Annotated in this window: 24 protein-coding genes; 8 read left to right on the forward strand and 16 right to left on the reverse strand. The window is 28.1% G+C overall.

Annotation, left to right across the window (positions count from 1 at the left end):
- Positions 1-68 precede the first annotated feature (68 nt).
- Positions 69-503 carry a lipocalin family protein gene (locus Q0075_RS06390; protein WP_297868780.1) on the reverse strand — a complete coding sequence of 145 codons (435 nt, stop codon included), beginning with the start codon at positions 501-503 and terminating at the stop codon, positions 69-71.
- Between the two features lie 814 nt (positions 504-1,317).
- On the opposite strand from Q0075_RS06390, the gene Q0075_RS06395 reads away from it, so the two are divergent.
- The 7 genes from Q0075_RS06395 (at position 1,318) to Q0075_RS06430 (ending at position 5,879) form a co-directional block, all read left to right on the forward strand.
- Positions 1,318-1,965: a hypothetical protein gene (locus Q0075_RS06395; protein ID WP_297868781.1), complete on the forward strand. Its 648-nt coding sequence runs from the start codon at positions 1,318-1,320 to the stop codon at positions 1,963-1,965.
- 65 nt (positions 1,966-2,030) lie between these two features.
- A complete protein-coding gene (locus tag Q0075_RS06400) occupies positions 2,031-2,792 on the forward strand; it encodes a histidine kinase (protein WP_297868782.1) in 762 nt (253 codons plus the stop codon).
- 4 nt (positions 2,793-2,796) lie between these two features.
- Positions 2,797-3,459 carry a response regulator transcription factor gene (locus Q0075_RS06405; RefSeq protein ID WP_297868783.1) on the forward strand — a complete coding sequence of 221 codons (663 nt, stop codon included), beginning with the start codon at positions 2,797-2,799 and terminating at the stop codon, positions 3,457-3,459.
- 841 nt (positions 3,460-4,300) lie between these two features.
- Positions 4,301-5,059 carry a hypothetical protein gene (locus Q0075_RS06415; protein WP_297868784.1) on the forward strand — a complete coding sequence of 253 codons (759 nt, stop codon included), beginning with the start codon at positions 4,301-4,303 and terminating at the stop codon, positions 5,057-5,059.
- 36 nt (positions 5,060-5,095) lie between these two features.
- The gene (locus Q0075_RS06420) at positions 5,096-5,491 is read left to right on the forward strand and encodes a DUF5675 family protein (protein WP_297868785.1); all 396 of its coding nucleotides are present in this window, start codon (positions 5,096-5,098) and stop codon (positions 5,489-5,491) included.
- Between the two features lie 9 nt (positions 5,492-5,500).
- On the forward strand, positions 5,501-5,716 hold the full coding sequence (locus tag Q0075_RS06425; RefSeq protein ID WP_297868786.1) for a hypothetical protein: 216 nt from the start codon (positions 5,501-5,503) through the stop codon (positions 5,714-5,716).
- The gene (locus Q0075_RS06430; RefSeq protein ID WP_297868787.1) at positions 5,703-5,879 is read left to right on the forward strand and encodes a hypothetical protein; all 177 of its coding nucleotides are present in this window, start codon (positions 5,703-5,705) and stop codon (positions 5,877-5,879) included. The genes Q0075_RS06425 and Q0075_RS06430 overlap by 14 nt, the downstream gene beginning before the upstream one ends.
- A 95-nt stretch (positions 5,880-5,974) precedes the next feature.
- On the opposite strand, the gene Q0075_RS06435 is transcribed toward Q0075_RS06430, so the two are convergent.
- The 13 genes from Q0075_RS06435 to Q0075_RS06495 form a co-directional block, all read right to left on the reverse strand.
- Entirely contained in the window at positions 5,975-7,888 is a 1,914-nt protein-coding gene (locus Q0075_RS06435) for a DUF4365 domain-containing protein (RefSeq protein ID WP_297868788.1), read from the reverse strand.
- Between the two features lie 64 nt (positions 7,889-7,952).
- Positions 7,953-8,690, reverse strand: a complete 738-nt coding sequence (locus Q0075_RS06440) for a Shedu anti-phage system protein SduA domain-containing protein (RefSeq protein WP_297868789.1) — start codon at positions 8,688-8,690, stop codon at positions 7,953-7,955.
- Between the two features lie 184 nt (positions 8,691-8,874).
- Entirely contained in the window at positions 8,875-9,297 is a 423-nt protein-coding gene (locus Q0075_RS06445) for a hypothetical protein (protein ID WP_297868790.1), read from the reverse strand.
- Between the two features lie 1,148 nt (positions 9,298-10,445).
- Positions 10,446-11,393 carry a hypothetical protein gene (locus Q0075_RS06450; RefSeq protein ID WP_297868791.1) on the reverse strand — a complete coding sequence of 316 codons (948 nt, stop codon included), beginning with the start codon at positions 11,391-11,393 and terminating at the stop codon, positions 10,446-10,448.
- A gap of 1 nt (position 11,394) precedes the next feature.
- A complete protein-coding gene (locus Q0075_RS06455; RefSeq protein ID WP_297868792.1) occupies positions 11,395-13,275 on the reverse strand; it encodes an AAA family ATPase in 1,881 nt (626 codons plus the stop codon).
- A 23-nt stretch (positions 13,276-13,298) separates the two neighbouring features.
- Entirely contained in the window at positions 13,299-14,060 is a 762-nt protein-coding gene (locus tag Q0075_RS06460; protein ID WP_297868793.1) for an HNH endonuclease signature motif containing protein, read from the reverse strand.
- Positions 14,061-14,071: 11 nt separating this feature from the next.
- Positions 14,072-18,514 carry an AAA family ATPase gene (locus tag Q0075_RS06465; RefSeq protein ID WP_297868794.1) on the reverse strand — a complete coding sequence of 1,481 codons (4,443 nt, stop codon included), beginning with the start codon at positions 18,512-18,514 and terminating at the stop codon, positions 14,072-14,074.
- A 4-nt stretch (positions 18,515-18,518) separates the two neighbouring features.
- A complete protein-coding gene (locus tag Q0075_RS06470) occupies positions 18,519-20,885 on the reverse strand; it encodes a S8 family peptidase (RefSeq protein WP_297868795.1) in 2,367 nt (788 codons plus the stop codon).
- A 1-nt stretch (position 20,886) separates the two neighbouring features.
- Positions 20,887-21,975 carry an ATP-binding protein gene (locus Q0075_RS06475; RefSeq protein WP_297868796.1) on the reverse strand — a complete coding sequence of 363 codons (1,089 nt, stop codon included), beginning with the start codon at positions 21,973-21,975 and terminating at the stop codon, positions 20,887-20,889.
- Between the two features lie 264 nt (positions 21,976-22,239).
- Positions 22,240-22,458, reverse strand: a complete 219-nt coding sequence (locus Q0075_RS06480) for a hypothetical protein (RefSeq protein WP_297868797.1) — start codon at positions 22,456-22,458, stop codon at positions 22,240-22,242.
- A 22-nt stretch (positions 22,459-22,480) separates the two neighbouring features.
- A complete protein-coding gene (locus Q0075_RS06485) occupies positions 22,481-22,825 on the reverse strand; it encodes a hypothetical protein (protein ID WP_297868798.1) in 345 nt (114 codons plus the stop codon).
- Positions 22,826-23,017: 192 nt separating this feature from the next.
- Positions 23,018-23,158, reverse strand: a complete 141-nt coding sequence (locus Q0075_RS06490) for a hypothetical protein (protein ID WP_297868799.1) — start codon at positions 23,156-23,158, stop codon at positions 23,018-23,020.
- 49 nt (positions 23,159-23,207) lie between these two features.
- Positions 23,208-23,393 carry a hypothetical protein gene (locus Q0075_RS06495; RefSeq protein ID WP_297868800.1) on the reverse strand — a complete coding sequence of 62 codons (186 nt, stop codon included), beginning with the start codon at positions 23,391-23,393 and terminating at the stop codon, positions 23,208-23,210.
- Positions 23,394-23,577: 184 nt separating this feature from the next.
- Between Q0075_RS06495 and Q0075_RS06500 the strand changes: the two genes are divergently transcribed.
- Complete coding sequence (locus Q0075_RS06500; RefSeq protein WP_297868801.1) at positions 23,578-23,853, forward strand: hypothetical protein; 276 nt, start codon at positions 23,578-23,580, stop codon at positions 23,851-23,853.
- Here Q0075_RS06500 and Q0075_RS06505 read toward each other — a convergent pair.
- Positions 23,831-24,313, reverse strand: coding sequence for a hypothetical protein (locus Q0075_RS06505; protein ID WP_297868802.1), 483 nt, complete (start codon positions 24,311-24,313; stop codon positions 23,831-23,833). The two genes, Q0075_RS06500 and Q0075_RS06505, sit on opposite strands and share 23 nt — an antisense overlap.
- 2 nt (positions 24,314-24,315) lie before the next feature.
- Positions 24,316-24,591: a hypothetical protein gene (locus tag Q0075_RS06510; RefSeq protein WP_297868803.1), complete on the reverse strand. Its 276-nt coding sequence runs from the start codon at positions 24,589-24,591 to the stop codon at positions 24,316-24,318.
- Positions 24,592-24,779 lie beyond the last annotated feature (188 nt).

Consider the following 24,779-nt stretch of genomic DNA (forward strand, 5'->3'; position numbering starts at 1 on the left):
ATAAAAATGGAATAAAAAAAGGTTTACTAATTAGTAAACCTTTTTTTATATAAACCATTTAAGTTTTATTAATTGATTTTCTTTAAGTACCCTACTGTTTTATAAACGATTCCCTCAGATGAAGTTTCGGTTATGTCATATTTCATGCGAGATGAGGTTAATGAAATTACGGTAATGGTTTCAGTTACACCTCCACTGTTGTAAAAAATGTTGGTTCCGTTATATGTATAGGTACCACTTGCATCTGCTGTTGCATTACAATTTACATCATTTTCAATCGAAACATAGGTACCGTTTGATTTGAATTCAACGTAATCTGGACAACTTGAATTCTCTTCAACTGTAATTACAGTTTCGTCAAGAACTCCATTTGTGTAATAATCAAATTTTTCAGACTTCCATTTTCCTACAATTGATGTTGTACTTGAGTCTTCGTCACTGCTACACCCAGTAAACGTAATCATTAATCCTAATGATAGCGCTAATAATAATTTTTTTTTCATTTTTTGAAATTTAATTTAAAGCGTAAAACTAAGTAAAAATATAGATTTGCTTATACGTATTTATACTTAATTCTTGTAATGCGACTTCAAAATTTTCCAAGTTCCAAAGGTTAGCAATAGTCTGTTTATTAGATTTAGAAATAAATTAAGTATCCATGCAGTAAAAAACAGTTCTTTGTTAATTAGATAGATACTATATCCGAATAAATGCAAAAATAGCGTACCACAATAAACAAGAAGTAGTCCGAAAATTATATAGGAGTTAGGATGTGAATTTAAATTAATTTTCCACTGTAATTGTTTGAACCATAAAATAGCGCATATAATGATAAATACCGTTATTATAGCATTTAAAAAGCCATTAATATTTAAAAAGGTTTCATTGCTTACTTTAGGAAGATTTATAAAAAATATTACAGTAAATAGTATTGTAAACGCTATAAAGATGACTTTAAATTTTTTATTTAACAGGTGATAAAAATAATAACTTAAGGTACCAAATGCTCCTACTTTATAGATCATGAACCAAGCAACAGTATTTATTTCTAGTATATAAGAACCAAAATATTCGTACAAACTAGCAATAAATACAAGAACAATGTAGGGTAAAATGGGATTTTTAAATTTGTTAAATTTAGAATTTTTTATGAATATAAGGAGTAGTGGAATAAGTCCTGAAATAATTGCAGTGTAGAAAAAAAAGGTATAAATGGGTGACATGTACATGGTGTGGAATTTTTTACAAATCAACATTAGATAAATTACAAATCCAAATTATAATGCCTTATATTTGAAAACTTGTATAAGACACTTTATGAAAATATTATTACTTTTTACGATAATTTATTCCTTATTTCCCTTACTGTTTTATTGGATTATTAAGAGGAATTTAACTTTGGAAATTAAACCCATTTTACCTTTTGTTATCTTAAGTTTTGTAGGTGGAATTTATGAATTTGTATTTACATTTTTATTGCGAATAAATTCGGTTCCTTGGTTTTACACTTATGATTTTTTATCCTTTTTTACGATTCAATATTTTTTTTATATCATTTTAGGTAAAGAGAGAAAGCAATGGTTTCGAGTGAGTAGTTTGTTGTATTTTTTAATGTTTGTTTATTTGGTTTTTTCTCATACGATGGAAAAATATATGAATAACTTATCGTATTTGGTTTCATTTCTTACTTTATTAATTTTAATTTATGCTCTTATTTGGTTTAAGAGAGTGTTTATGGAGGTTTCATTGCAATCCTTATCGGATAGTCCAACTTTTTACTTTGTTTCAGGATTTTTATTTTACTACACGGGTGTTTTGGTTTTGTTTTTATTTGCGGATGCTATTTATAAAAACGAAAGACCTAATTTTCAATATTATTGGTTGATTAATTTATTTTTTAATATTTTTCACAAGACTTTATTAATACTTGGTATGTGGAAAGCTAGAAAAGAAATAGTGAATTAATTACGTATAAATACTTAGTACTATTAACAGGTTAACTTTTAAATTGGCATAAATTTACGTTTTGCATGGAAATAACTCAAGATATAAAAAACGCATTTATTTTAGGAACAGGTATTATGCTGTTTTTGGTATTTGGTTTGTTGTTTTTAGTACTATTTTATCAGAATCATTTTATGAAGATGAAGCGTAATGAGGCTAATTTATTATTGCAAACAGCACTAGAGAGCGAAAAAAGGGAGCGCGAACGAATTGCGATAGATTTGCATGATGGAGTACAGGGAGATTTAAATGCATTAAAATTTACATTAGCTGGATTAGAATCGGGAGTAGTAGATCCCAAATTTAAAGCTCATGTTCAATTGTTGCAAAGTACACTTCAACAAACAACAGAAAATGTTAGGGTAATTAGTCAAAAATTAATGCCTCCTTTATTAGAACAAAAGGGAATAAAAGCCGCACTAGAAGTATATTTCGATTTTTTGCAATCGCATTCAGAAGCTACTTTTGTATTGAAAGGCGATTTGAATGCTTTTGAATTGAGTTCCCATGAGAAATATGCATTGTTTCGATTGATTCAGGAATTGATTCAAAACATGTTAAAGCATGGTCATGTTTCAAAAGTAGAATTAGTTTTTTTGAGTTATGCAAAAGAGTTGCAAATAAGTATTGTAGATGATGGTGTTTCATTTGATTTCTTTTCTGCATTAGAATTGCGTCATAGTGGAGGTTTACAGAATATTATTTCCAGATTGAAGAGAATTGGTGCAGTCATGAAACAAGTTACTAAAGACGGATTTAATATTTATATCATTCAAATAAAACGATAATACTATGTTTAAGGTTGCCCTTGTAGATGATCATGAATTGTTCCGTAAGAGTCTCATTTTTGTATTAGAACAAATACCTACTATAGAAGTTGTTTTTGATACCGATGACGGAAATTTACTTTTAAATTACTTAGAATATAACACAGTTGATTTGATTTTATTAGACATTCAAATGCCAATTATGGATGGATTTACCTTATGTAAAAAAATAAAGCAATTAAACACAGCTGTTAAGATATTGACCGTATCGCAACTTACCACAAAAGAGTCTATTCATCAAATATTTGAATCGGGTTCTAATGGTTTTTTTTCCAAAAATTCTTCAACAGATTCATTTAAAGATGCCGTATTGAGCATGATTGAAAAAGACTATTATTTTGACATTTCTTTATCAGATGTTGTCAAAGAGGCAATTTTATGGAAAGAAAAACAAAACGATAATCGTTTAACTTTAGATAAAGATTTACTTTCACCCCGAGAGAAAGAAATTATATTTTGGTCGGCAAAAGGATTGACTTGTCAGCAAATTGCGGATCAACTCTTTATAAGCAAAAGAACAGTTGAAGCTCATAGAAAAACCATAATGGATAAGACTAGTTGTTTGAATATTATTGAAGTAGTGGTTTTTGGTTTAAAAGAGCGCATCATTACTTTAGAGGATTTATAACAATTGCTTGTAAGCCTTATAGCGAGAAAAAGTATTACTTCAGGTTAGAAGCACTTTAATGAATAAAGCATCAATGACTAATTCCGGTGAAAGTAAATGGAAAAATTATAAAATGAATAAACCTGTAAAATTATTTTACAGGTTTATTTGTGGAGTCGCCGAGAATACAACCTTTCTCAAAACTTCATATTTTAAAGGGGGTGTGAGAGGTTACTAAATTAGGGTAACCGATTTTACCACCTTTTTAAACTAATCAAATTATCTTAAATCGTATACTGTAAATTTAAGCATAATTTTTTGAAAATCAACACTAATTTTTGAACTAGTTACAAGTTTTTTCAGTGATTTAGCAGTCTTTATAGCTGTTTAAATTTTATCCTACTATGCAACGCACTACGTGTTCTAATTTAAGTCCAGTATACTCGCAAAATTCTTCTATTGAGATTAGTTGATGTTGTTCTTTATTAAAATGTTTCTTAATCTTCAATAGATATAATCTTGCTTGAGCGTATTCTTTTCCCATGATGCGCTGCACGTCTTTTGGATATATACATACCCTGGTGCTGCTTGGTATCACTTCTTTTAGTTTTAATACTTTATCTATGCCTTTGACTAGGCTTTGCCTAACTTTCAACAACAGACAAATTTAAGTAAAATTTGAATGATTGGTATAATTAAAATAGTTGATTATTTATGTTTTTGTATGTTTTCTAAAAGAGAGAGTTTGAAATATGAATTTAATAAATGAAACTTTGAATAAATCATTCGGGATTTAGTTGCAACGATTATCGAAATGAAAGTGAAATTTGAAAAGGAGTATTAATCAAAAACTTTAGAAATTATGGCTAGACAGAAAGGCATAATTAAATTGAAAGGTACTATCGGGGATATTACCTTTTATAAGACGCAGGATGGTCACTTAGCTCGCGAGAAGGGAGGAATTGATGCTAGTAGAATAGCAAGTGACCCTGCGTTTCAGAGAACGCGTGAGAATGGCTCTGAATTTGGTAGAGCAGGTAAGGCAGGAAAAATGCTAAGAACTGCTCTTAGACCATTGCTTTTAAACTCTGCAGATGGTAGAATGGTTAGTCGATTGACACAGGCAATGATGAAAGTAATTCAAGCGGATACAGTAAGTGTTCGTGGTTTGCGTAACGTTATTGATGGTGAAGCTGAATTGTTATTTGGATTTGAATTCAATATTCGTGGTAAATTGGGAACCACTTTATTTGCTCCGTATGTGGCATCAATTGATCGTGTTGCAGGTGAGATAAAAGTAGATTTGGCTTCTTTTATTCCTGCGAATATGATTGCAGCTCCAAGTGGTACGACACATTTTAAGATTATTTCTGGAGGGGCAGAAGTTGATTTTGAGGCTGAAACGTATGTGGTAGCAACTTCTGAAACCGCAATCTTGCCATGGGATGCAACTGCAACTGTTCCAATTAATCAGGTAAATGCAGTTACTGCTAACTCAACTAAGCCTTTATTTTTGGCTCTAGGTGTTGAGTTTTATCAAGAGATTAACGGTCAGATGTATCCATTGAAAAATGGTGCTTTTAACCCATTATCGATTGCGAAAGTTGATAGTGGTGTTTAATCTGAAGTTAGAAATTAGAAATCAGAATTTAGAAGTATGGTTTTATTTTTAACTAGAACTTATTTCCCTGATGGAACTAATGGTAAACTCGAAAGCGAGGGTAAATTGATTTGTTATACAATTGAATTGCCGTGGAAGATGAACGAGACGAAAGTTTCCTGTGTTCCGGAAGGGAAATATTTTATTAGAAAGCGATACAGTGCGAAATATAAGTGGCATTTAGAATTGGTGGATGTTCCTAATAGAATGTATATTTTAATACATCCAGCTAATAATGCTAAAAGGGAATTACAAGGCTGTATTGCACCGGTTACCCAACTTTCTGGACCTGGATTAGGTTTAATGTCGAGAAAGGCTTTTACTAAGCTTAAAGACTTTGTTTATAAAGCTTTGGACGAAAATGAAAGTGTTGAAATATTTATTCAATCTTAAACTTAGATTATGAAAAAAATTATAAATAGAGCTACAGCTCCCACACCAAAGTTTTTTAAAGTGCTTCGAACTGTTGGGTTAGCATTGGCAGCAGTAGGAGGGACTATTTTAGCAGCTCCAATTGCTTTACCTGCAATTATAACTACTATTGGTGGTTATGCAGCTGTTGCTGGTGGAGTTTTATCAGCTGCAAGTCAGCTTACTACAACTGATGATAGCAAATAATCCTACATTGATTGGAACTGCTGGAGGTACATTTTTAAGTATTGTACCTAATCTTTCTTCTGATGATATTGCCAAAACGGTTATTTTAGCTACCGTTGGAGCCGTTGTCAGTTTTACGATTTCGTTACTACTTAAAAGCCTAAATAAGAGGCACAAAAAATAAGTTTACCCCTAGTTGTGGTGACCTTTGGGTTAAACAAAATGAAAGCCTAGTTGTGAGACTGGGCTTTTGATTTATATTTTTGTTGGTTAAGATTTTTAAGAATTGAGTTTTAAATCAATTTTTGTGAACTTATTCTCATTCTCAAAATATCTAATAGTAGTTGTTTCTTCTGTATTATCTTCAATTGTATTATCAATTAACTCCATAATAAAATCCAAACTATCAGGATAATATATTTTTAAATCATTAAATACAGATGCAATATAATTTTGACCGTTATAAAAAAAAGCGGTTCTTATGACCGTAACCAAAAGATTTAAACCTATTTTCTCATTCAGACCACATAATGTAGCATTTTTCCATGCCTCAAGATCACCATTGCGAAGTAAAGCAGAAAATGAAAAAGCAATAAACGCATTTTCGACATTGTCTTTTTTTGATTCTTGAACACCTAGATTGAACCAAGCTAAATCATATAAAAAATCATATTGAAGAGCCTTTTCAAATTCACCTTTTTTAGTGAATTTAATTGCAGTTTTTTCATCACGTTTTTGTAATGATGGGTAACCACTGTCTAATAGAGACTTTAAACATGTATATTTTAATACCCATTCATCAATATGTATATTATTTACGTTCTCAGTAAGGAATTGATCTATTATATTTACTGCTGATGAATAATCTCCTAAAAACATAACAGAGTCAGCTAATAAAGCTTTAGCCAAATAATAGTCCGTTTGTAATTCAATAGATTTTGAATAGAATTTACTAGCAAAATAAAATTTCTTTAAAAGAAATAAAACACCTGCCATTTCATAATAGTAATAAGCTTGTTTTTTATATTCTGGATTATATTTTCTAGCTTCTAAATAATATTTTAAAGATATTTCAAATTTTTTTGAACTCCTAAAATGATTTCCTAGGTTATAAAGAGCAGTCGATATACTTAACTTATCTTTTTTAAATTTTGCAGTTTCTAGTTGTTCTACTAAAAAATCTTCGTAAATTAATAGCTTATCTTCACTAAAATCCTTTTTAATTGAAATTAAAATAACACTCATTATAATTTCAATTAAATTATCATCATCACTAACTTTAAAAAATTGTGAAAGTTCTTTTAATGTTTCTTCAAAATAATTACCTTGAATTAAATGATGTAAAATATTTATTATAAAATCTTTTTTTTGTTTTATTATGGCGAGTAAACCATTCTCAAAAATAACATCATTACCCAAATTATTCTTACCAATATCAAATAATACTTGAGCAAAAGTAATTAAAATATATTTTGTAAGTTCTTCATAATGATGTTCTTGCAGATTGGAAAAATTTATTTTCATTCTTGCAAAAACAAAATCGGTAAAACTCAAAACTATTTGATCTTTATCAACTTTAATCTGTAAAATAGAATCGTTAGAAATTTTAGTTAACTTAAAATAGTTATTCTTTTTTTCAATACAATTTTTTATTATTGAAATATTTGAAAAAGGTATTATTGTTCTATTTTCATCATAATCTTCTCTTTCAACAAAAGTTTTTATTGGAAACTTAATCTTACCTTGTTTAATAAATAATTGTCGTTGTAAATAATCTATAATACCTTGATGACTCGTTTCATCCCATAAATTATTTTCAAAAAATAATACATTTATATATTTATTTTCAGTTTTAAAATTTGTGATATTTTGTGACCACCTGTAATAAAACGCCTTTTTATGTGATGAATAACGAACAATTAAAACAGGTATATCATAATTAATAAATTGTATGATTTTTTCATTTTTAAAAGATATACTTTTAATTGTTTTATTTTTATCGGAATCCGTACCTTTAAGTTGAACCCAAAAAACTAAACCAGTTGAATTTCCTTTATTATCAAAAATTTCAACTTCACAATCAATACCATAGTCGTCATTTTTATCTCTACAAACCCAAAATTTAGGTAAAGATTTCTTAAAAAATAGTCTGGATTCATCTTCAATTAAATGATTTCTCGTTCTTTGTCCCATATTGTCCTTGAGAATTAATAACAATGTTTAATTAAAACGCAGTTTACGAAATAAATTTTTATTCTTACCATAAATGCTTTGGTCCATCAATAGATTTTCGAATTAAATTATCATAAGTTCTAATCTTAATGTTTTGTTTTGAAAAACTATTATTTAAATACATTAACCTCTGTTTTTCTCTTTCATTAAGTTTGCTCCATCTTCCTAAAACTATTAAATATTCAAAGGTACAATATTCATTTCCACCAAATCCATTCCATAAAGCTTCTAATTGATTTTTCGAACAATAAATAAAATTTCCTTTTTCACCTTTTTTTGGAAATTTAGGAGATTCTTTCAATAAACGGAATGAAGTATTAAAGAAAGTTTGTTTATTTGATTGAATCCATTCATCCCAATCGTTAATTTGCCCTAAAGCAATTTGCAATTTATTAGCTGGAGTTAATTTTTTGGTAAATAATTTATCGTTAGGTCTTTCAATTTCAATTAGTAAAACTCTGCAACCACCTTGACTAACGCTAAAAATAGCGTAATCTGCAAAATTAAAATTACTAATTGGAGGCTTCATTAAAATCCCTAGGTATGTTTCATCAGAAGATGGAGCAAGTCTAAATAGGAAATGAGAATTTTGAGATAAAAAAAATTGAAAGCTTTCTTCAGATTCATCTTTCAATATCAATTCGGCAAAACCCTCTATTTCTTTAAAGCTTGGTGATTTAGTTAATTTATGAACTTTGTTTTCATCTCCGAGTATAAGAGGGTCAAATATTTCATTTAATATTTCCTGAATATTTTCTTTCATTTTCGTTTTTATAAGTTTTAACATACTAATTTAAAAATGCAATAATGTCAAGTTCTTAAAAGAAAAACTAGTTAGATTTAAGGTACTTCATAACAAATTTGCTCTTTCAAATATAAATTAATTCTTTCAATTTAATTTCTTTTATAAAATTAAAAAGCTCAGACCTTTAGATCTGAGTTTTTAGTTATTTTTTTCTGTAACTCATTAAAATAGCATTTCTAATTTCGTTGATTAGGTGGATATTTTTTGCGTGGTGAGCTTCTTGTTCTTGCAGCAGCTTGAGTGCTTGGATGTTTTTATGATGCAACTCGTGTTCACGCATCAATAGGGTTGCTTTTGGATTGAACTCTTTTTTGAATTCATAGAGGGATAAGAACGGAATAACCGAACCGCGAAGAAAAGGCATCCAGAATTTGGATTTCCATAGGCTAATGGCTATCCAAAAAATGTCCTCTTTTTGAGCTTCGGTTTGAAATACAAGTACAAAGCTGTTTGTAAAAGCTTCATTGCTAGGTTTTCCGCTATTTAGTCCTTTTGATAATACGAAAAAGTGCGGTTTGGCATAGTGCGCCCCAGGTTGATGGGTTTTAATAAAAATAGTGTCCATAGTACAAGGATTTAACAGGTTAACTTCCTTCGTCTTTCCTTCGTGATTGCCCGAAATGTGAATGGAAACCGAGATGCCCCACACACATTTTTGCAAAAGAAAAAAGGAAAAAAAGAAAGCCCTTTTGCCTTGTGGAGGGTTTCAAAAAAGCAAGTTTTACGGGTAAAATACTACCCTTATGCGTCTGTGGAAACGCTAAGTGGATGTGGTGGTTTTGAAAATGTATGGGTGGAGATTTTATCCGGAACCGAAGGCTTGAACTTGCTTTTTTGAATACCCGGAACAAACCTTTGGCTTCTTTTTTATCCTTTTTTTTGTAAAAATGTTTACCCAAAATGTTCTTATGAAATGAGGTTTTAGGGGTGTTCAATCGGGACTTGTGAATAAGGGTGTGTTTTTTTTTTTTTGCTAGACGACCTCGACTACGCTCGGTTTGACAATATGGTTTTGTGAAGATGAGAAAAAAGAAAAACACACTCTTGTGATAGTTTGATTTTTGAGGATGCTTTGAAAGTGTTCAATATTCAGTTTTTAGTGTTCAGTGGAGAGTGTGAATTGGAAATGGGAAGCATCTTCAAAAAACAATGCAAATTACGTTAGCGGTAGCGTTCCTTTTCTTTTTCGGGTGGGTGCGGCTGGGAGCGGATATTTTACATAATAACCCTTATAACTTTCAGGGGGACTGCGTGGGGTGTTGGGAATGAATTATAAGGTTTATTATGTAATAATAGCTTGGGAGTGGTTTTTGTGTGTTTTTAGCGTTTGTTTTTGGGATTGGGTGTAAGTGGATAAAAAAAGGCGGACTGTGCGCGAGGGGTTGGGAAAACAGGGAGCCTTTTTTTATTGACTTACTTTGGGTAAAACAAGTGCTAAAAACACACAAAATACCACAGGAGCGTTGGGGAGCGTTGGACTGGGTGGGTGAAATTACATCAGCGATAGCGTGCCGATTTTTTTACATGAAATTAGCGAAATGAAGCAAACAAATAATTGATGCTAGGAATACTTGGACTAGGAGCGATTTTTGTGCAGGTGAATTAGTTAATGAGATAGGTCACTTGTACTTAAGATATTTGTTTAAAAGCTTTGTAATCTATATACTTCGGTGAATTGGTAAAATATTAGATCTTCCTAATATTACAAAATTATTAAGGTTTTGTATAGTTTAAAATATCAAAAGTTAACTTTGAAAATGGTCTTTTATAATAATATTGATGATTAAAATTTGTTCCATAAAGGGTTGCTCTTAATCGACTTAATCTAGGTTTGTTTGCTAAAGGTATTTGATTACTAATAGCACTTATATAACTTATTGGGTACATTCTTTGTTTATTAAGAATATCTTTTATTATTTCTTTATGAGTTTTGTATCTTTCTAGTAAACCTATAGTTTCGATAGATTTTTTAAATTCTTCTTTGTACTTAGTTTTAATTAGAACTAGATTCAATTCTAATTTACTTGTATCTGTAATAAAACCTGCTCCAATTGGATTTAATAGAAAAAAATAGGAATTATTAACATTGACATTAAGATGAGGATTGAAAAAATCTGCATTTTGATTCAACTTAACAAAATTACAGGCTTTACAGCATGGCACTAGATTAAAGAATGAAATAGCAAGAAATGGATAATCTATTTTGGAATAAATATGATCCCAATCAAATGTTCTTCTAATAGGAGTTACACTTCCTCTATATCTAAATGAATATGTGAAGTTTTCGTTACAATATGGACAAGTGAAGATATCTAGATTATCAGCTAAATACGAAGAAGAGTATTTAATACCAAGTTTTCTATTTTCATAAATACCTTGAATGAAATAATTATACAGCGTTTCGAGGTCAAAATCTGTTTTGATTATGCTTTTATCAGTTAAAGGCAGTGTGTCAAAATAAGTTTTAATTTCATATAATTTTAGAGGACTAGCTTTTAATAAATCTTCAAAATTATTGATGATGTTTCCAAAATGTAATTTCACCAAAGCATCTATTTTTTTAGTACTATATTTTTTTGCAGTTGTATTACAATAGTCCAGAATAGATTCTGAATGAGTTTCTAAAAAAGATTTGTAATTTGAATAGTGGACACTAATCATTTTAATTCGTTTCTTTATTGTTATTTATATCTGTTTTGATAAACTCGTAGTATTCATCAAAATTTTTCATTTTTTGAAAATCAATCATTTTTTGAATCTCATCTCGAATTAAAGATTCTCCAATTAACTTATTGAAATTCTCAACTTCAAGTATGTTTACAAAATCGGATTCCTCATTATTAAGAAACTTTATAGCTTGATTAATTTTATCAAAGGCAAACTCACTAATAAACTCCTTAACATAAAAACCATCATTAAAAAGTTCGAAAATATTTCCTCCAAGAGTTGGTAAGTGATTTTCTGATTTAGAAACTTTACAATAACCATTCTCATCTTTTATTAAAAATATCAGATTGTGTTTTGGAATATCAGAAACTATAAATGGAGAATGTGAGGTTATAATCATTTGAATTCCCTTATTAAACTTTTTAGCATAAAGTTGAAAGAACTGAAATAAAGTATTAATATATTTTCTCTGCCACTCAGGATGTAGATATAATTCTCCTTCATCAATACTAATGATTATATTGTCCTTATGAGAGTATTTAAATGCTTCATGAAATTCTGATAATTGGTATAAAATAGCATCTTCACCTGAACTAAAAGGTGTAATACTGTAATTTATTAGAGCTTCTGATCTGAAATCTGTTATTAAAAGTATTTCTTTTAGAAATTTCCATAAATTCTTGTTTAAGGATAGTTCAAAATTTCCATTACCAAAAAACTCTTTAGATTCTGATATTTCAATGTTTTCAAGTAAAACATCTAGATTCTTCAATAAGTCATTTATTTTATCAATTTCATAGTTTTGTTTTTGACTTTTTTGAGTTATTAAATATTCATATATAGAATTGAAAATATTATCATCTAAAGAAAGTGATTCAACAAATGCTGATACATTCTTTAGATAACCAAATTCACCAGTTCGTTTAAAAAAATCATTATAGAAGGCAAAAAATAAGTAATGAAATTTAATTCCTTTTTTAAGCTTTTCTTTAAAATTGACTTCTTCATTATATAATTTAAAACAATGCTTAGATATGTCTGCTAATCTCTTAAAATCATATTTAGAACTTTCAATCAATTTAATTGTTTCTGGGAAAATATTTTCATTGAACCATATTGTTATTTTTTCCGGAAATTTAATATCTCCTATAATTGAAAATTGATTTTCAAAACTATCAGAAAGAAAATTGACCATTCTTTCTAATCTTTCATTCTGATATATAGATTGTAAATTGAAGCTTTCTTCTAAAAATAAATAGGTTTCATTACCTTCCTTCTTTTTATTGTAATCTTTTAAATATTCAGAAACCTTACTAGGTGAAAGTGATTGGCGTAACTGATAATCAACCGAACGGTTTAAAGGATTGTCTAATCCTAAGTAGTTTACGTTTTGGTTTGAACTTAAATTTGAATAAAAAATTAAATCAATTTCTTTAAAGGGATTTATGTTTTTTTTTTTGATTATTTTACCATTTTCTTCAGAGAATATTCCTTTCTCAGGAAGTGAAATGTTAATAGTTTGTTTTTTTCCAAAATGGGAAAATGTACTGACATAATCAATTATTTCATATGAGTTATCTTCTTCATTTTCAATAATGACAACCACATTGTTTACTAATGGTTTTTCAGCAGCAATTACATTTATTAATTTTAATAATGAACTTTTCCCTGAACCATTTATACCTATAATTCCAGATATATTTATTATTTCAGAATTACTAAATAAGTCGTAATAATCATCTGTATTCTGAATACTTAAATTTAAAATTCTTTTCTCTTGGTCAAAATTGAATTCGTAAGTATTTCTACCTCCAAAATTAAAACCTTGATTTTTAATTTTCATATAATCTTCAACCCAAATTGCAGCTAATCTCATGTATTGTTTATTATAAGTCGTTTTTATGCTAACCCAGTATAACTTAATTTATCATAATATTCAGATGAGTTTAATAAAATCATCGGAGCATCAATATAAAAATCATTATTAAATCCAAATTTAAAAAATACAGCATATTTATTATGTGGTGGCAAAAAACTTTCCATGTAATCATTAAAAATTTCAACTTGAAATTTTAAAGCTGTGTTTTTTGGAATTATAATTTCATTATTTAAAATAGTGTTTACAGTTTCTCCATCTTTAGGTAATCTAATTTTGTATTTGATTGTTGGTCTAAGTAATGTTGGTATTTCAATCATTGGTCCTGATAAACCAATTGGAAGTCTTTTGTTTTTTAGTTCAATATTAGTTAGTAGAATAGTTTTGTCAGAATTATTGATAAATGTAAAATTGAATATTGGAAATAGTGATTTAAAGCTAACTGCTTCAAAAGCATTCTTGGTTTCTTTAATAGCTTCCCAACCGCAATTTTCATTATCAATGGTTACAGAAATAAATTGAATATCAGCATTTTTATTGATTAAATTATTCTTCCATTTTTTTACTTCATCTATTTGAATGTCTCCTTTTGTGATTTTAGAATGACAAATTGGGCAAAGCAAAATAAGATTATCCATTGAATTATTATTTGGGTTTTCATCAATATGATGAATTTCAAAATGTCCAACATCTTTATTTTCACAATTAGGACATTTCGAGTTTATTTCTTGTTGAAGCATTGCTCTGACTTTGTTAAGCTGAGGAATCGGAACCCTTTTTTTCATGTTATTATTTATTAAATTGTCTTTAAAGTATCCATAACTTTATTTGAATTTAATCGTAAGTGGTCAATTTTTAGCATATCATCAAAAACAGTCAAAGCTTTTTCAATTTGTTTTTTGTTTGCATTAAAATTATTGTTTAAACTGCTATATATTGATAAAACTAATTGAACGGGCTCTGCATCATAATGCCCCCTATCTTGCACAGTTATTACTTTATTAAATTTCATATTTTTTAACAATTCTAAACATTCATTAGGATAATCTTTTGCACATTGTAACAAATACTGTAAAAAATATCTTGGTTGATTTCTGAATAATATTGTTTTAGAATATTTCTTCATAAAAGGAAGCAACTCCTCAAAATTTGAATTATTAAATTTTCTTAAAATTAAAGTTGAGTAAGAACTTGCAAAATCATCATCTATTTGATTTATAAATTCAAATAAAATATCTAGGCATTTTTCATTAATTATTTCCTTCGCAAATAGGTTTTCTTCTGCAATATGCAAAGCTTGTAATTTTGCTTTCTTACTACTATTTATAAATCTGTTATAATATTGCTTGTTTGTATCGTAACCTAATAACCAACTATGAACAATTAAATAACTACCTTTGTCATGTAATTCTTCATTATCAATGACTTTATCCATTAATGGTAGCATATTTAAGTAGAACTTTTTATTAAAGTAGCTAGCCGATTTAAAGCAATACTTAAGTATTAAGGCGTCTTTTGTATCCGTTAGTTTAATGAAAATTTTAAAAGCTCTGTCAATATCTAAATAATTGAGATATGCAAGGTTTAACAATATCGCAACTTTTACAGAAGTTTGTTTGTCATCGCAAGCATTTTCAACAGTAGTAAAAATAGTATCGCTAAATTGAATGTTATAATAACAATGAATTATCCTATGAATTGCTGCACCTCTCACTGAATTTAAGCTATCAAAATGAGGGTCTGTAGGATTATTACTTTTTTCTGGATGTGGGTGATTCAATGCTAAATTAGAAAGGTATCCTAATATTTCATTATCTATAACTTTTTCCTCAATAAAGTAGCTTACGTTCCATATTGAACTCAAAGTATTTGATAAATCGAGATTGAGCTTAATTAATTTTAAATAAAGTTCTTTAACTAATCTCGCATCGAACTTCCCTTTAATTAAGCCATCAATACCCGATGAAATATAATCTATCGAAATATTTTGAATATCAAATAGATCCTTAACTAGAGGATAAAATTTAATCGGATCATTTGTTACCTCTTCTCTAAAACTATTAGAATGCTCACGTTTCCCACCCTTAAAACTATCGTTAAATCTATCTCTTTCATAATAATCATTAAACATTAAAAAACTTTTTTTCCAATCAATTAAAGTCATTTTTTTATATGCACTTAATTCAAGAGGTGGACCAACAACTCCAGATGATATATTACTTCTATCTAATTGTTTTACATTAAGCTTACCAAATTTTCTAAATAATTCTTGATGAGTTCTTTTTAAAACAGGAATAGATTCCATTTCAGTCTTAGGCAAGCTATTTATAAATAAATACTTTTTCTTTCCATAGAACCCAAGTGCTGGTTTTCTTATATTATTACTGTCGTTGTAATAATATATATCCGCAGGGTGTTTTATTGATAAAATAATATTTGCCAATTCTAATTTTTGGCTTTCAGAAAAAATACTAAAACTTTTAGAAATTAATTCTCTCAAGTATAGTTGGAATTTATCATCATAGCCATTAAATCCATTTTTAGAATGAATGATTTTTATGAATTCAAAGACTTCTTCTTTATATAATAATGGGATTTCTGTTAGACCTAGAATTAAAATTTTAAGATGCGAAATAGAATTTGAATCTTTATGTTTTTCATAATAGTTCTTGAAAAACAATTTGTGTTTAGATTTAGATTTGATATATTTTATAAGCAAATTTTCAATTATATCATCCGCATTTTCTTTTATATCACTTTCAAATAATTCAGAGAATTTTGAGTTTTTATACAATGGACTATCTTCAATATCACCCCCTTTTTCATATTTATTATTATCTACTATCTCGTCAAAAATTGAATGAAAATAAAAGAAGCATAAATCTGGATTGATATTATTTATTTTCTCAATTAAACTACTTTGCTCATTAGTAAAGTTTATTGTAAATGAATGTTCTTCGAAACATTTTAAAATGATTGGTTTTAATTTATCAAATACAAAGTTGGGATAATAATTGAAAATTTTTTCTAATATCTTATAATACCAAAAGTTATCTCTGTTTTTATCTTCTATATTGAAATGAAAGTATTTGTCAAATAATACTAATAATTTTTCAAAGGACCAATCATCGACATTAATCAAAAATCTATTTATAAAATTTATCTTTTCATCTGATTCAGGAAGCTTTTCAATAACATTTAGGATTACATCTAAGCCGTCTTTTCTATTATTTATAAATAAACGGAATAACAATGCTAGTCTCATTTCTTTCTGCTTCAAATAATCGTACTTAAGTGAAAGCCCTTGCTTAATAATTTTATTTAAAACTAATTTTTCATAAAAATTGATTTTCCAATCTTTTTGATAATCAAAGTATTTCAATGGAATGTTTTGATTAACAATAAACTTTAACCACCCCAAAGAAAAAATTGAGTTTATGAAAAGTCTGGTTAAGTCAAAATCAGTCAAAATGAATTTTGATACAATATTTTTTTCTTTATTTGTGGGATTTTTTACGTCACCCAAACTTGTTATAACTAAAGTTTTAATGTGAAACCTAAACTTTGATGAAGTTATAAGCTGAGTTATTGTTTTGCAATATTCGTCATGGTTATACTCTCTATAATATTCAGTAACCATTTTAATGATTGATCGAACATATAGACTTTGTTTATTTTCATTAATATAGTTACTTAATGATTTTTTATTTTCAACAAATTGCCTAGAAAATGTATAATCATAAAATGTTTGATGGAAAAATTGTAATTCATTGTTGTTCTCAATTAGCAAATGATTACTTTTTAAATAATTTATTTCTTTTGAATATTGATTTTCAAAAATATTACTGATTGTAATTTGCTGATTCTGATACATTCCGTCTGCTATTTTATACAAAACAGATTTTAATTGTAATTCACTTTTGCTGTATATCAGTTGTTTCCATAGTGCATCATATAAATCCTTCAATGACGACAAAGTATCTATATTAATCTTGCTTGGTAACCTGCAAAATATGTCTAAATGATTTGGAATCGCTAATAATTCTAAAAATTTATCAGAACAATCATTAATTCCATATTTCAATAAAACTTCTTGAACTTTTTCTTTAGATATTCCAGTAATTTTGATTTTTGAATATTCATTAGATTTATAAATACGCAATTCAGCATCATAGTTTAAATCGTAGCTTCTTGTAGATATCACTACTCTAACATTAGAATAGAAAGATAAATCGTATATTAATCTATTATAGGTTTGAATGAATTCCCTATTTGTTGATAATGTTTGTGAAAGCGCATCTAATTGATCAATTACAATTACTAGAGCTTTATTTTCATTTTTATAAAGCTGAACAATTTTTTCAATTGATATATTCTCTTTTTGAAATATTTTTTTTTCTAATTCAATTCTATCTGACGCATAATATTTATCTGCCTTAATACCTAGTACGTTTGTATTATTTTGTTTAAGTTTTAGTAATAAGTCTTTTAGAACTACTGTTTTACCATAACCTTTTTCTCCTTCAAGAATAAATATATTTTTTTGTTCACTAGTTAAATCATTATTAATCCAATTATATATAGCATCTGTTTCACTTCTTTCAATATGGGTATCTGTATTTTCTCCAAAAAGAGTTGGTACATTTTCAAGATAAAAATTTGCTTTATTAATTTCTATTTGGCTTTCATCTAAAGAAATGTTGTTCGTTATGGTTTTATGAATATCTTCAACTTTTTTATCAATATCTGCTATTTTTAAGGAATCTTCAATTTTAAAAACCTGATTATAAAGATTATGTGTTTTGAATAAATCAATTAAATCATTACCGTCTTTTAATATGATAAAATCATCCTTTAAATTGTGTTTAGACTTCATCGAATCTACCCATTCACACCACCATTTATTCTGTTTTAAATCTAAAGTTCTCGGAATACATAATATCCATTTCTCTGTTACAAATTCCCCTGAATTAATTACAGTATTAAAAGAGTCTTTAATTTGTTGTTTTTGGGAAGAACCAAAATCTTCTAGAAAAAATTTACATTGAATGACAGAAATTGGTTCAACACCAATATTACCAATAAAAACATCTATACCGCCATCCCCAACGGATATTTTAACTGTTTTGACATTCCTATCTTTATAAATAACATTAAACAAGGTACCACAATCCCTTTCAAACGCGGCTCTTGCTCCCTCAATATTTACATTTCTAACTTTATAGTCCTGCCAATCCATAATTTTATAGATTTATTTTGTCATTATCTTCAATATTAATTTGAACCTCTTCTCTTAGTTTAATATTTGAATGTAAAAAGTTTCTATCCGCTAAAAGTTTAGTGACTTCATTATATACTTGTTTTTGACCTTTTGTATCACGAATGGTTACAATAAGTGTAAAATCTTGGTTTAATTCTTCTCCATCTTGAATTGCTAATGTTTCAGCAAAATCTCTATATGTGCCTTTAATCTTAGCATACCATTTTCTATTACTAGCCAAACTATCACGTTGTCTAGCATCTTTCATTTCACTTAAATTAACTGAATACTTTTTTACAGGTTGATACTTTTTACCATAATTGAGTAATACTCTTTCGCGTGCATATTCACTCTCGGTATCTTTAATATGTGCACTTTTGTAATTTGAATCAAGTAAAATATTTTGCGTGTCTTCTGGACCAATTTCATTAAGAATGTTAGCTTTAGTAGTGTCACGTTCTTTTATGTTTTCATACGTACCAAACATTAATTCTAAATTTGATTGACAATATTCTGCACCTTGTTTTTCTCTCAATACTGGTTGGCCAACTAAGGTAATTTTAATTTCCCCATAGAAAAACCCATCATCATCTATTAAACTTTCAGGAAATGGAAATTCTAGTATTTCAATAAATTCACCACGATTAATATTTTCTTGTAGAATAAGTGTAATTTCATGTGGGTCATTATAGATTATTTTATCAGCCGATTCAGGAATTCCAAATCCCATTTGATTTACTCTTTCTCTTATAGGTAGAGCAACACCAGTAGGATATTTTGCAGAATGAATTGCCAATGCTTTTAGTAATGTAGGATTAAATTTTTCCTTAATTTTAAAACTTAATTCGGATAATAAAGATGTTACTCTAGGAGTTGCAAAACTTGTTCCTATTATTTTTACAGCATTACCGTTATGATCTATCGCATCAACTCCATTTTGAATTGTTCTACCAGCATTTAAACCAGCATTTCCACCAAACGAAACCAAATCAGGTTTGATGCTGTTTGCGGGACCTGGTCCAATTCTTGTGAATGGAGAGGGATGATTAATTTCAGCTAAATCATAAGTCTTTTTTGAATGAGCAACTGAACCTACAACTAATGAACGAACTGAATCTCCAGATCTAGCTACTCTACTTTTGGGATGACCTTTTTCAAAGTTTTTACAATTGCCTGTAGATTTGCAAATAATAACATCATTTGTTAATTGGATATCGTCTAAAGCTTTGCCAAAATCTGAGAAATCATTTATGTCTGACTCTGCTGCTGTACCAAGAGATAAATTCCAAATTTTTATATGATTATTTTTTTTAATTGCTTCTCTTATATTTTCAACTAATTCATCCTCATCTATAGTTTCTTGTTTTGAGTCAGGAAATACTGTAGCATCAAAAATTTTACAACCTGTGTTTCCAGTCCAATTTTTATTTTGTAATTGATCTCCATATATAATGACACTTGAAACACAAGAACCGTGCATCGGATCAATTAAATTGTCTGGGTATGATGAAAATTTTTCTTCTAATAACCAAGGTGCTAAATATGAATTTTTAGACACACCTGAATCTAACACACCTACAATTGGATATTCAATTCCTTCAGTTGGTAGTTTTACTTCTGCAGCTTTATCAGATTCAACGCTGTCAATTTCTACATGATATTTAGGCATAAAAGTTATAGATTCTAATGCTTCAAAATCAGATATACTATCTAGAACTACTTTAGAGGCGTTTTTAATCTTAAAGATTATTAAACCGGGTGAATAATTAACTTCTTTGGCTTCGATATTATTTTCTTTGCAATAATTTAAAAATACAGTTTTTACAGATTGATTTAATTCAAAATTTAAAAAATCAATTAATGATATTTTTACATTTTGATTTTCTTCAATTTCAGCTATATATGGTTTGAATATTTCAACTGATTCAACAGCAGAAATACCTCTCGCATTTTTTGTATAATTTATGATATTGTTTTTTATTGCAATTCCTTCTTCAACACTATCAACTTTTACAATTGCACTGTTAGAATCTAAAAAACCTATAATGTTATTTTTAGTTACTTTCCCATTAAAAATTTTTTGAATATCTTTTCTATGGGACTTTGCAATAGCATTATCATCTATATCAATTTTTAAAGTCGCTGGTATAAAACTTCTTGATGATTTCCTTTCTTTAAAATCACCTATTAGCTCATCAATAGGGCCAATAAAACTTTCAGCTCTTTCAGCTAATGACGGTCCTGACAACTCCCATTTTGGTATGCTATCGTTACCACCGCCCTCAACTCTTCTATCATCAATTTTTTGCCTTTTTTGAAAAAGCTTTATTGGTAAATTCTTCTTTGCCATCTTATTCTACATTTAAAGCGTTTCTAACTTGTCTAATTGATATATCTAAATAATTTGCTATTTGTTTTTGAGGAATATGACTATCGTTTAAAAATTTAATCATTTCTTCAAATGAATACCTGTTGTTTTTTATGTATTTAAAATATTCAGAAAAAATATCTTCATATTCAAAATCTGTCTTTTGGATTATTGCTCTATAATATGCACTATTGATTATTTTAATTATTTCAGAGTGAGACAGATTATTCATATATGTTTTTAGTACTTCAAATTTTTTTTCATCTGTAGCTAAATCTGAATCAATCTTTTTAAAATAAATTTCTAATATTTTTTTTATTTCTTCAGTATTTGGCTTATTTACATTTATAACTTTTTCGAATCTTCTCCAGATTGCACTATCTAACAATTGTTCATGATTTGTGGCTGCAATTAAAATTCCGTTCTCTAAAAATTCGTCTATATTTTGTAACAAACTATTAATAACTCTTTTTAATTCTCCTGTTTCTTGATTATCATCCCTTGCTTTAGCTATAGCATCAAATTCATCTAAAAATAAAATACAGGGTTTGCTTTTTGCATAATCGAATAGTTTTCTGATATTTTTAGCAGTGTTACCTAATAATGATGATATTAGAGAATCGAATCTTGCAACAACAATTGGTATATCTAATTCTTTAGCAATGTGTTTAGCAATGGTAGTTTTACCACAACCAGGAGGACCATATAATAACAAAGAAAGGTTAACATCTAAACCCCTGCTTTTTATTTCATTTTTTGAATTAACTAATGAGATAAAATTATTTACTGGATCACTAATGCTTTCTGAAACAATTGCATCAAATTTAATGTCTTGTGGAAAAATTATATCTGCAATATTTAATCTTGTATCATTATCTACAGGAGCATCAAATAATTGGTCTTTAAAAACAGGCAACCCTTTGGAGCCTTGAATTGTTTTCAAAATTTTATCTGCAAGTTTATTATCTCCATCTTCTCTAAGTTTTTTTACAAGATGATTAGAGTAATTAATTACTTTTCTTTGATCATTGTTTAAACCGCCTTCAATTATTTTTATTAGTTCAGTATACATTGATGTAAATTTATTTGGGTTTTATGATACAAATATAATCAAATCGTAACACAAAATCAATAAATCGTAATTTTATTTTGTAAAATCGTAATAAATATATTTAAAAGTGTTGTAAAATAAGTATTTAGCGTAATTAAATTTTTAAATATTGATATTTTACTATTATAAATAATATCCCAATTGCAATTTACTACAGAATGTGTAGTGTTTTGCGAATAGTATATTTTTTAAGCTTTGGCAGTAAATTTGATTTATTGCCAAAACTTAACTTTTCATTTCAATGTCGATGTAAGATTTTAGATTATACAATTCGATTTGGTTTTCATCGTCTCCTTCCAATTGTCCAATTTCAATAAACGCGATATCATTAGCAAATGATTTTTCTCCAATTAGATGTTCGATGTGAACATAAACTGCCTCTCGAAGTCTTGGGTTGTCAATATCACTGGAATTTGCAACTTGATTGATGAAATCATTTTGCAAATTCTAATCATTTTATTAATTATTAGTAAAATGATTTCATATGCTTGATGTTGTCTTTTACACCTTTTGTTAAGTTATAAGATAAGGAAATAAAGAAACCTGGGACATAATTTTTATCGGATACATTTTCAATTGTATATTGAAGAGGTAAATTTTTTATCGATATACCAGAAGTTAAAGTTACTCTTTCATATTTTCCAACTGTTAGACTTGGTCTAACAAAAAAGTTATCAAAAGTAAGGGATCCTTCAAAAGCGCTGACTCCAATTCCAATACTAAAACCCCAAGAAAAATAAGTAGCACTTCTCATACTTGCTGTAAAAAATCCAACAAAACTTGGAGTGAAAATCGACTTATCGTTTTTCATTATGACATTTTCATTGCTCTGATTCAATTTAACAGTGTGTGAATATTTATCAGAATGTAAACTACCAGCAACTCCTAAACTAGCATCTAAACGAAGACTTGTATAGGTTGAGAAACATATTTAAAAATTAAATTTTCAGTAGTCATTAAATTTTTATTAGATTAATTAGGCTGTTAATTTTTCAAAATTAATCTAATCATTTGGTTTGTGTTTGTGTGGTTTTAAATCAGGATGTTTAGGTTTTGTTTCAGGTGTGACTCTTCTTCTTTTGTCAGGTGTACCGTCTTCTTTTTTTGGTTTTGGACCTGGTTTTATCGCTTGAATTGTTTGCATGGTTTTACATTTTTAATTTTTATGAAAATTGTTGTTTAGCTTTAATAAATCAATTTGATTTTCTACTTCTTTTTACAGAATAGGTAGTACTAGGTTTTTCTTTAGCTTCTTTTTTTGTGACGTATCTACCTGTTTCTGCGCTTTTGTGCTGTTTGTAGGTTTTTGATTTTTTTTCTTGAGCATTGCTTGTTAAACTGAATGCTAGAGCTACTGCGAATAATAGAATTTTTTTCATGATGTATTTAGTTGTATATAAATGACTCCTAAAATAATATGTTTTAACTGTATATAATTACGGTGTTTTGCTACAAAATATTACGGTTTTACCGTAAAAAAAACACATAAAACACCGTAATTTTTTTAACTGTATAGTCATTACTTTGGTTGCTCAATTAATTACTAACCAAAACACAATTATTATGAATGAACAACTCCAGAATGTCAGACAAAAGGTATTCTTTGTCTTGTTCTTAGCCTCCTTTTTACTATTAGGAAGTGCTAAGGTTTACTCTCAGACTAATAGCGGGCTTGCTTTTTCTTGGGATAAAGAAGTAGGCTGTCAGACTTATGATTATGATGACAGAAAGAAAGTTTTTATAGAAGATAATAGGAGAATCGGACTAGAAATCTGCGATATTTGTTTAGAAATCAGAGGCATTGTGGCAATAGCAATCAGCTTTCTTCTTCTTTATTAATTCTATTTTCATTTAGTTTTACAACTGATCCATCGTAAATAATAGTTCCTCTTTCATGAAATTGTTCTACATATTTTACTATAATAAATCTATCAATTTGGTTAAATGTCATACAAAGACTCTCAACAGTAATGACTTTGTGTCTCATTATAATTTCAAGTATTTCAACATCGGGTTTTGTTGGTACTCTAGTTCCAACAGTTCCAACTTGTTGTTGCATAAATGAAACTTGATTTTTTAATAAATCAAAAGTTTCTTCATTTAGATGTTTTAGATTTGTTTTAATTTCTAATAATTCTTTTTTTAATTTTTCAAAATCTTCATCAGATTTTTTACTAACAATGCTTTTTAAATCTTCAATTTCTTTGTTACGAGAACCATAATAAAAATACATTGAAAGTAATAATGAAATTATTGCTAATATATCAGCAGAGATAGATAGTAGATTTATGTTTCCCATATTTAACTATTATTAGTCTTCATCCAATTATATTCTTCATTGGTAAATCCAAATCCTGCCCATTCACCTGATAATTTAGCAACAAAAATTCTGTCATTTTGATCTATAAACTGTTTTAAATAATCTCTAATAGCAGCACAGTTTGTATTATTAGAAGCAATTAACCAAACAGAACCAGATTGATGCCACCAATTACCGTAACTTTGTATTGCGTTTGTTAGACTATCGTAATCTCGACCCGGATTAGAAAGATCATATGAAATTGTGTATATATTCATTTTTGTAATATTTATTAGTCTCTATATTTTTGTAATATTTTTAGTTTGTGCTTTATTTTTATGTTTATAGTTTTGGTTTATAAATCCGCGCTATCGGTTTATTTTTTATTAATTGAACTCGGATTTTCAATCTTAAATAAATTGGCTAAGTACGGATTAGAAATCCGCGCTATCGGGATAAAGCTTAT

The organism is uncultured Flavobacterium sp. (assembly GCF_937967675.1).
Lineage (GTDB): Bacteria > Bacteroidota > Bacteroidia > Flavobacteriales > Flavobacteriaceae > Flavobacterium.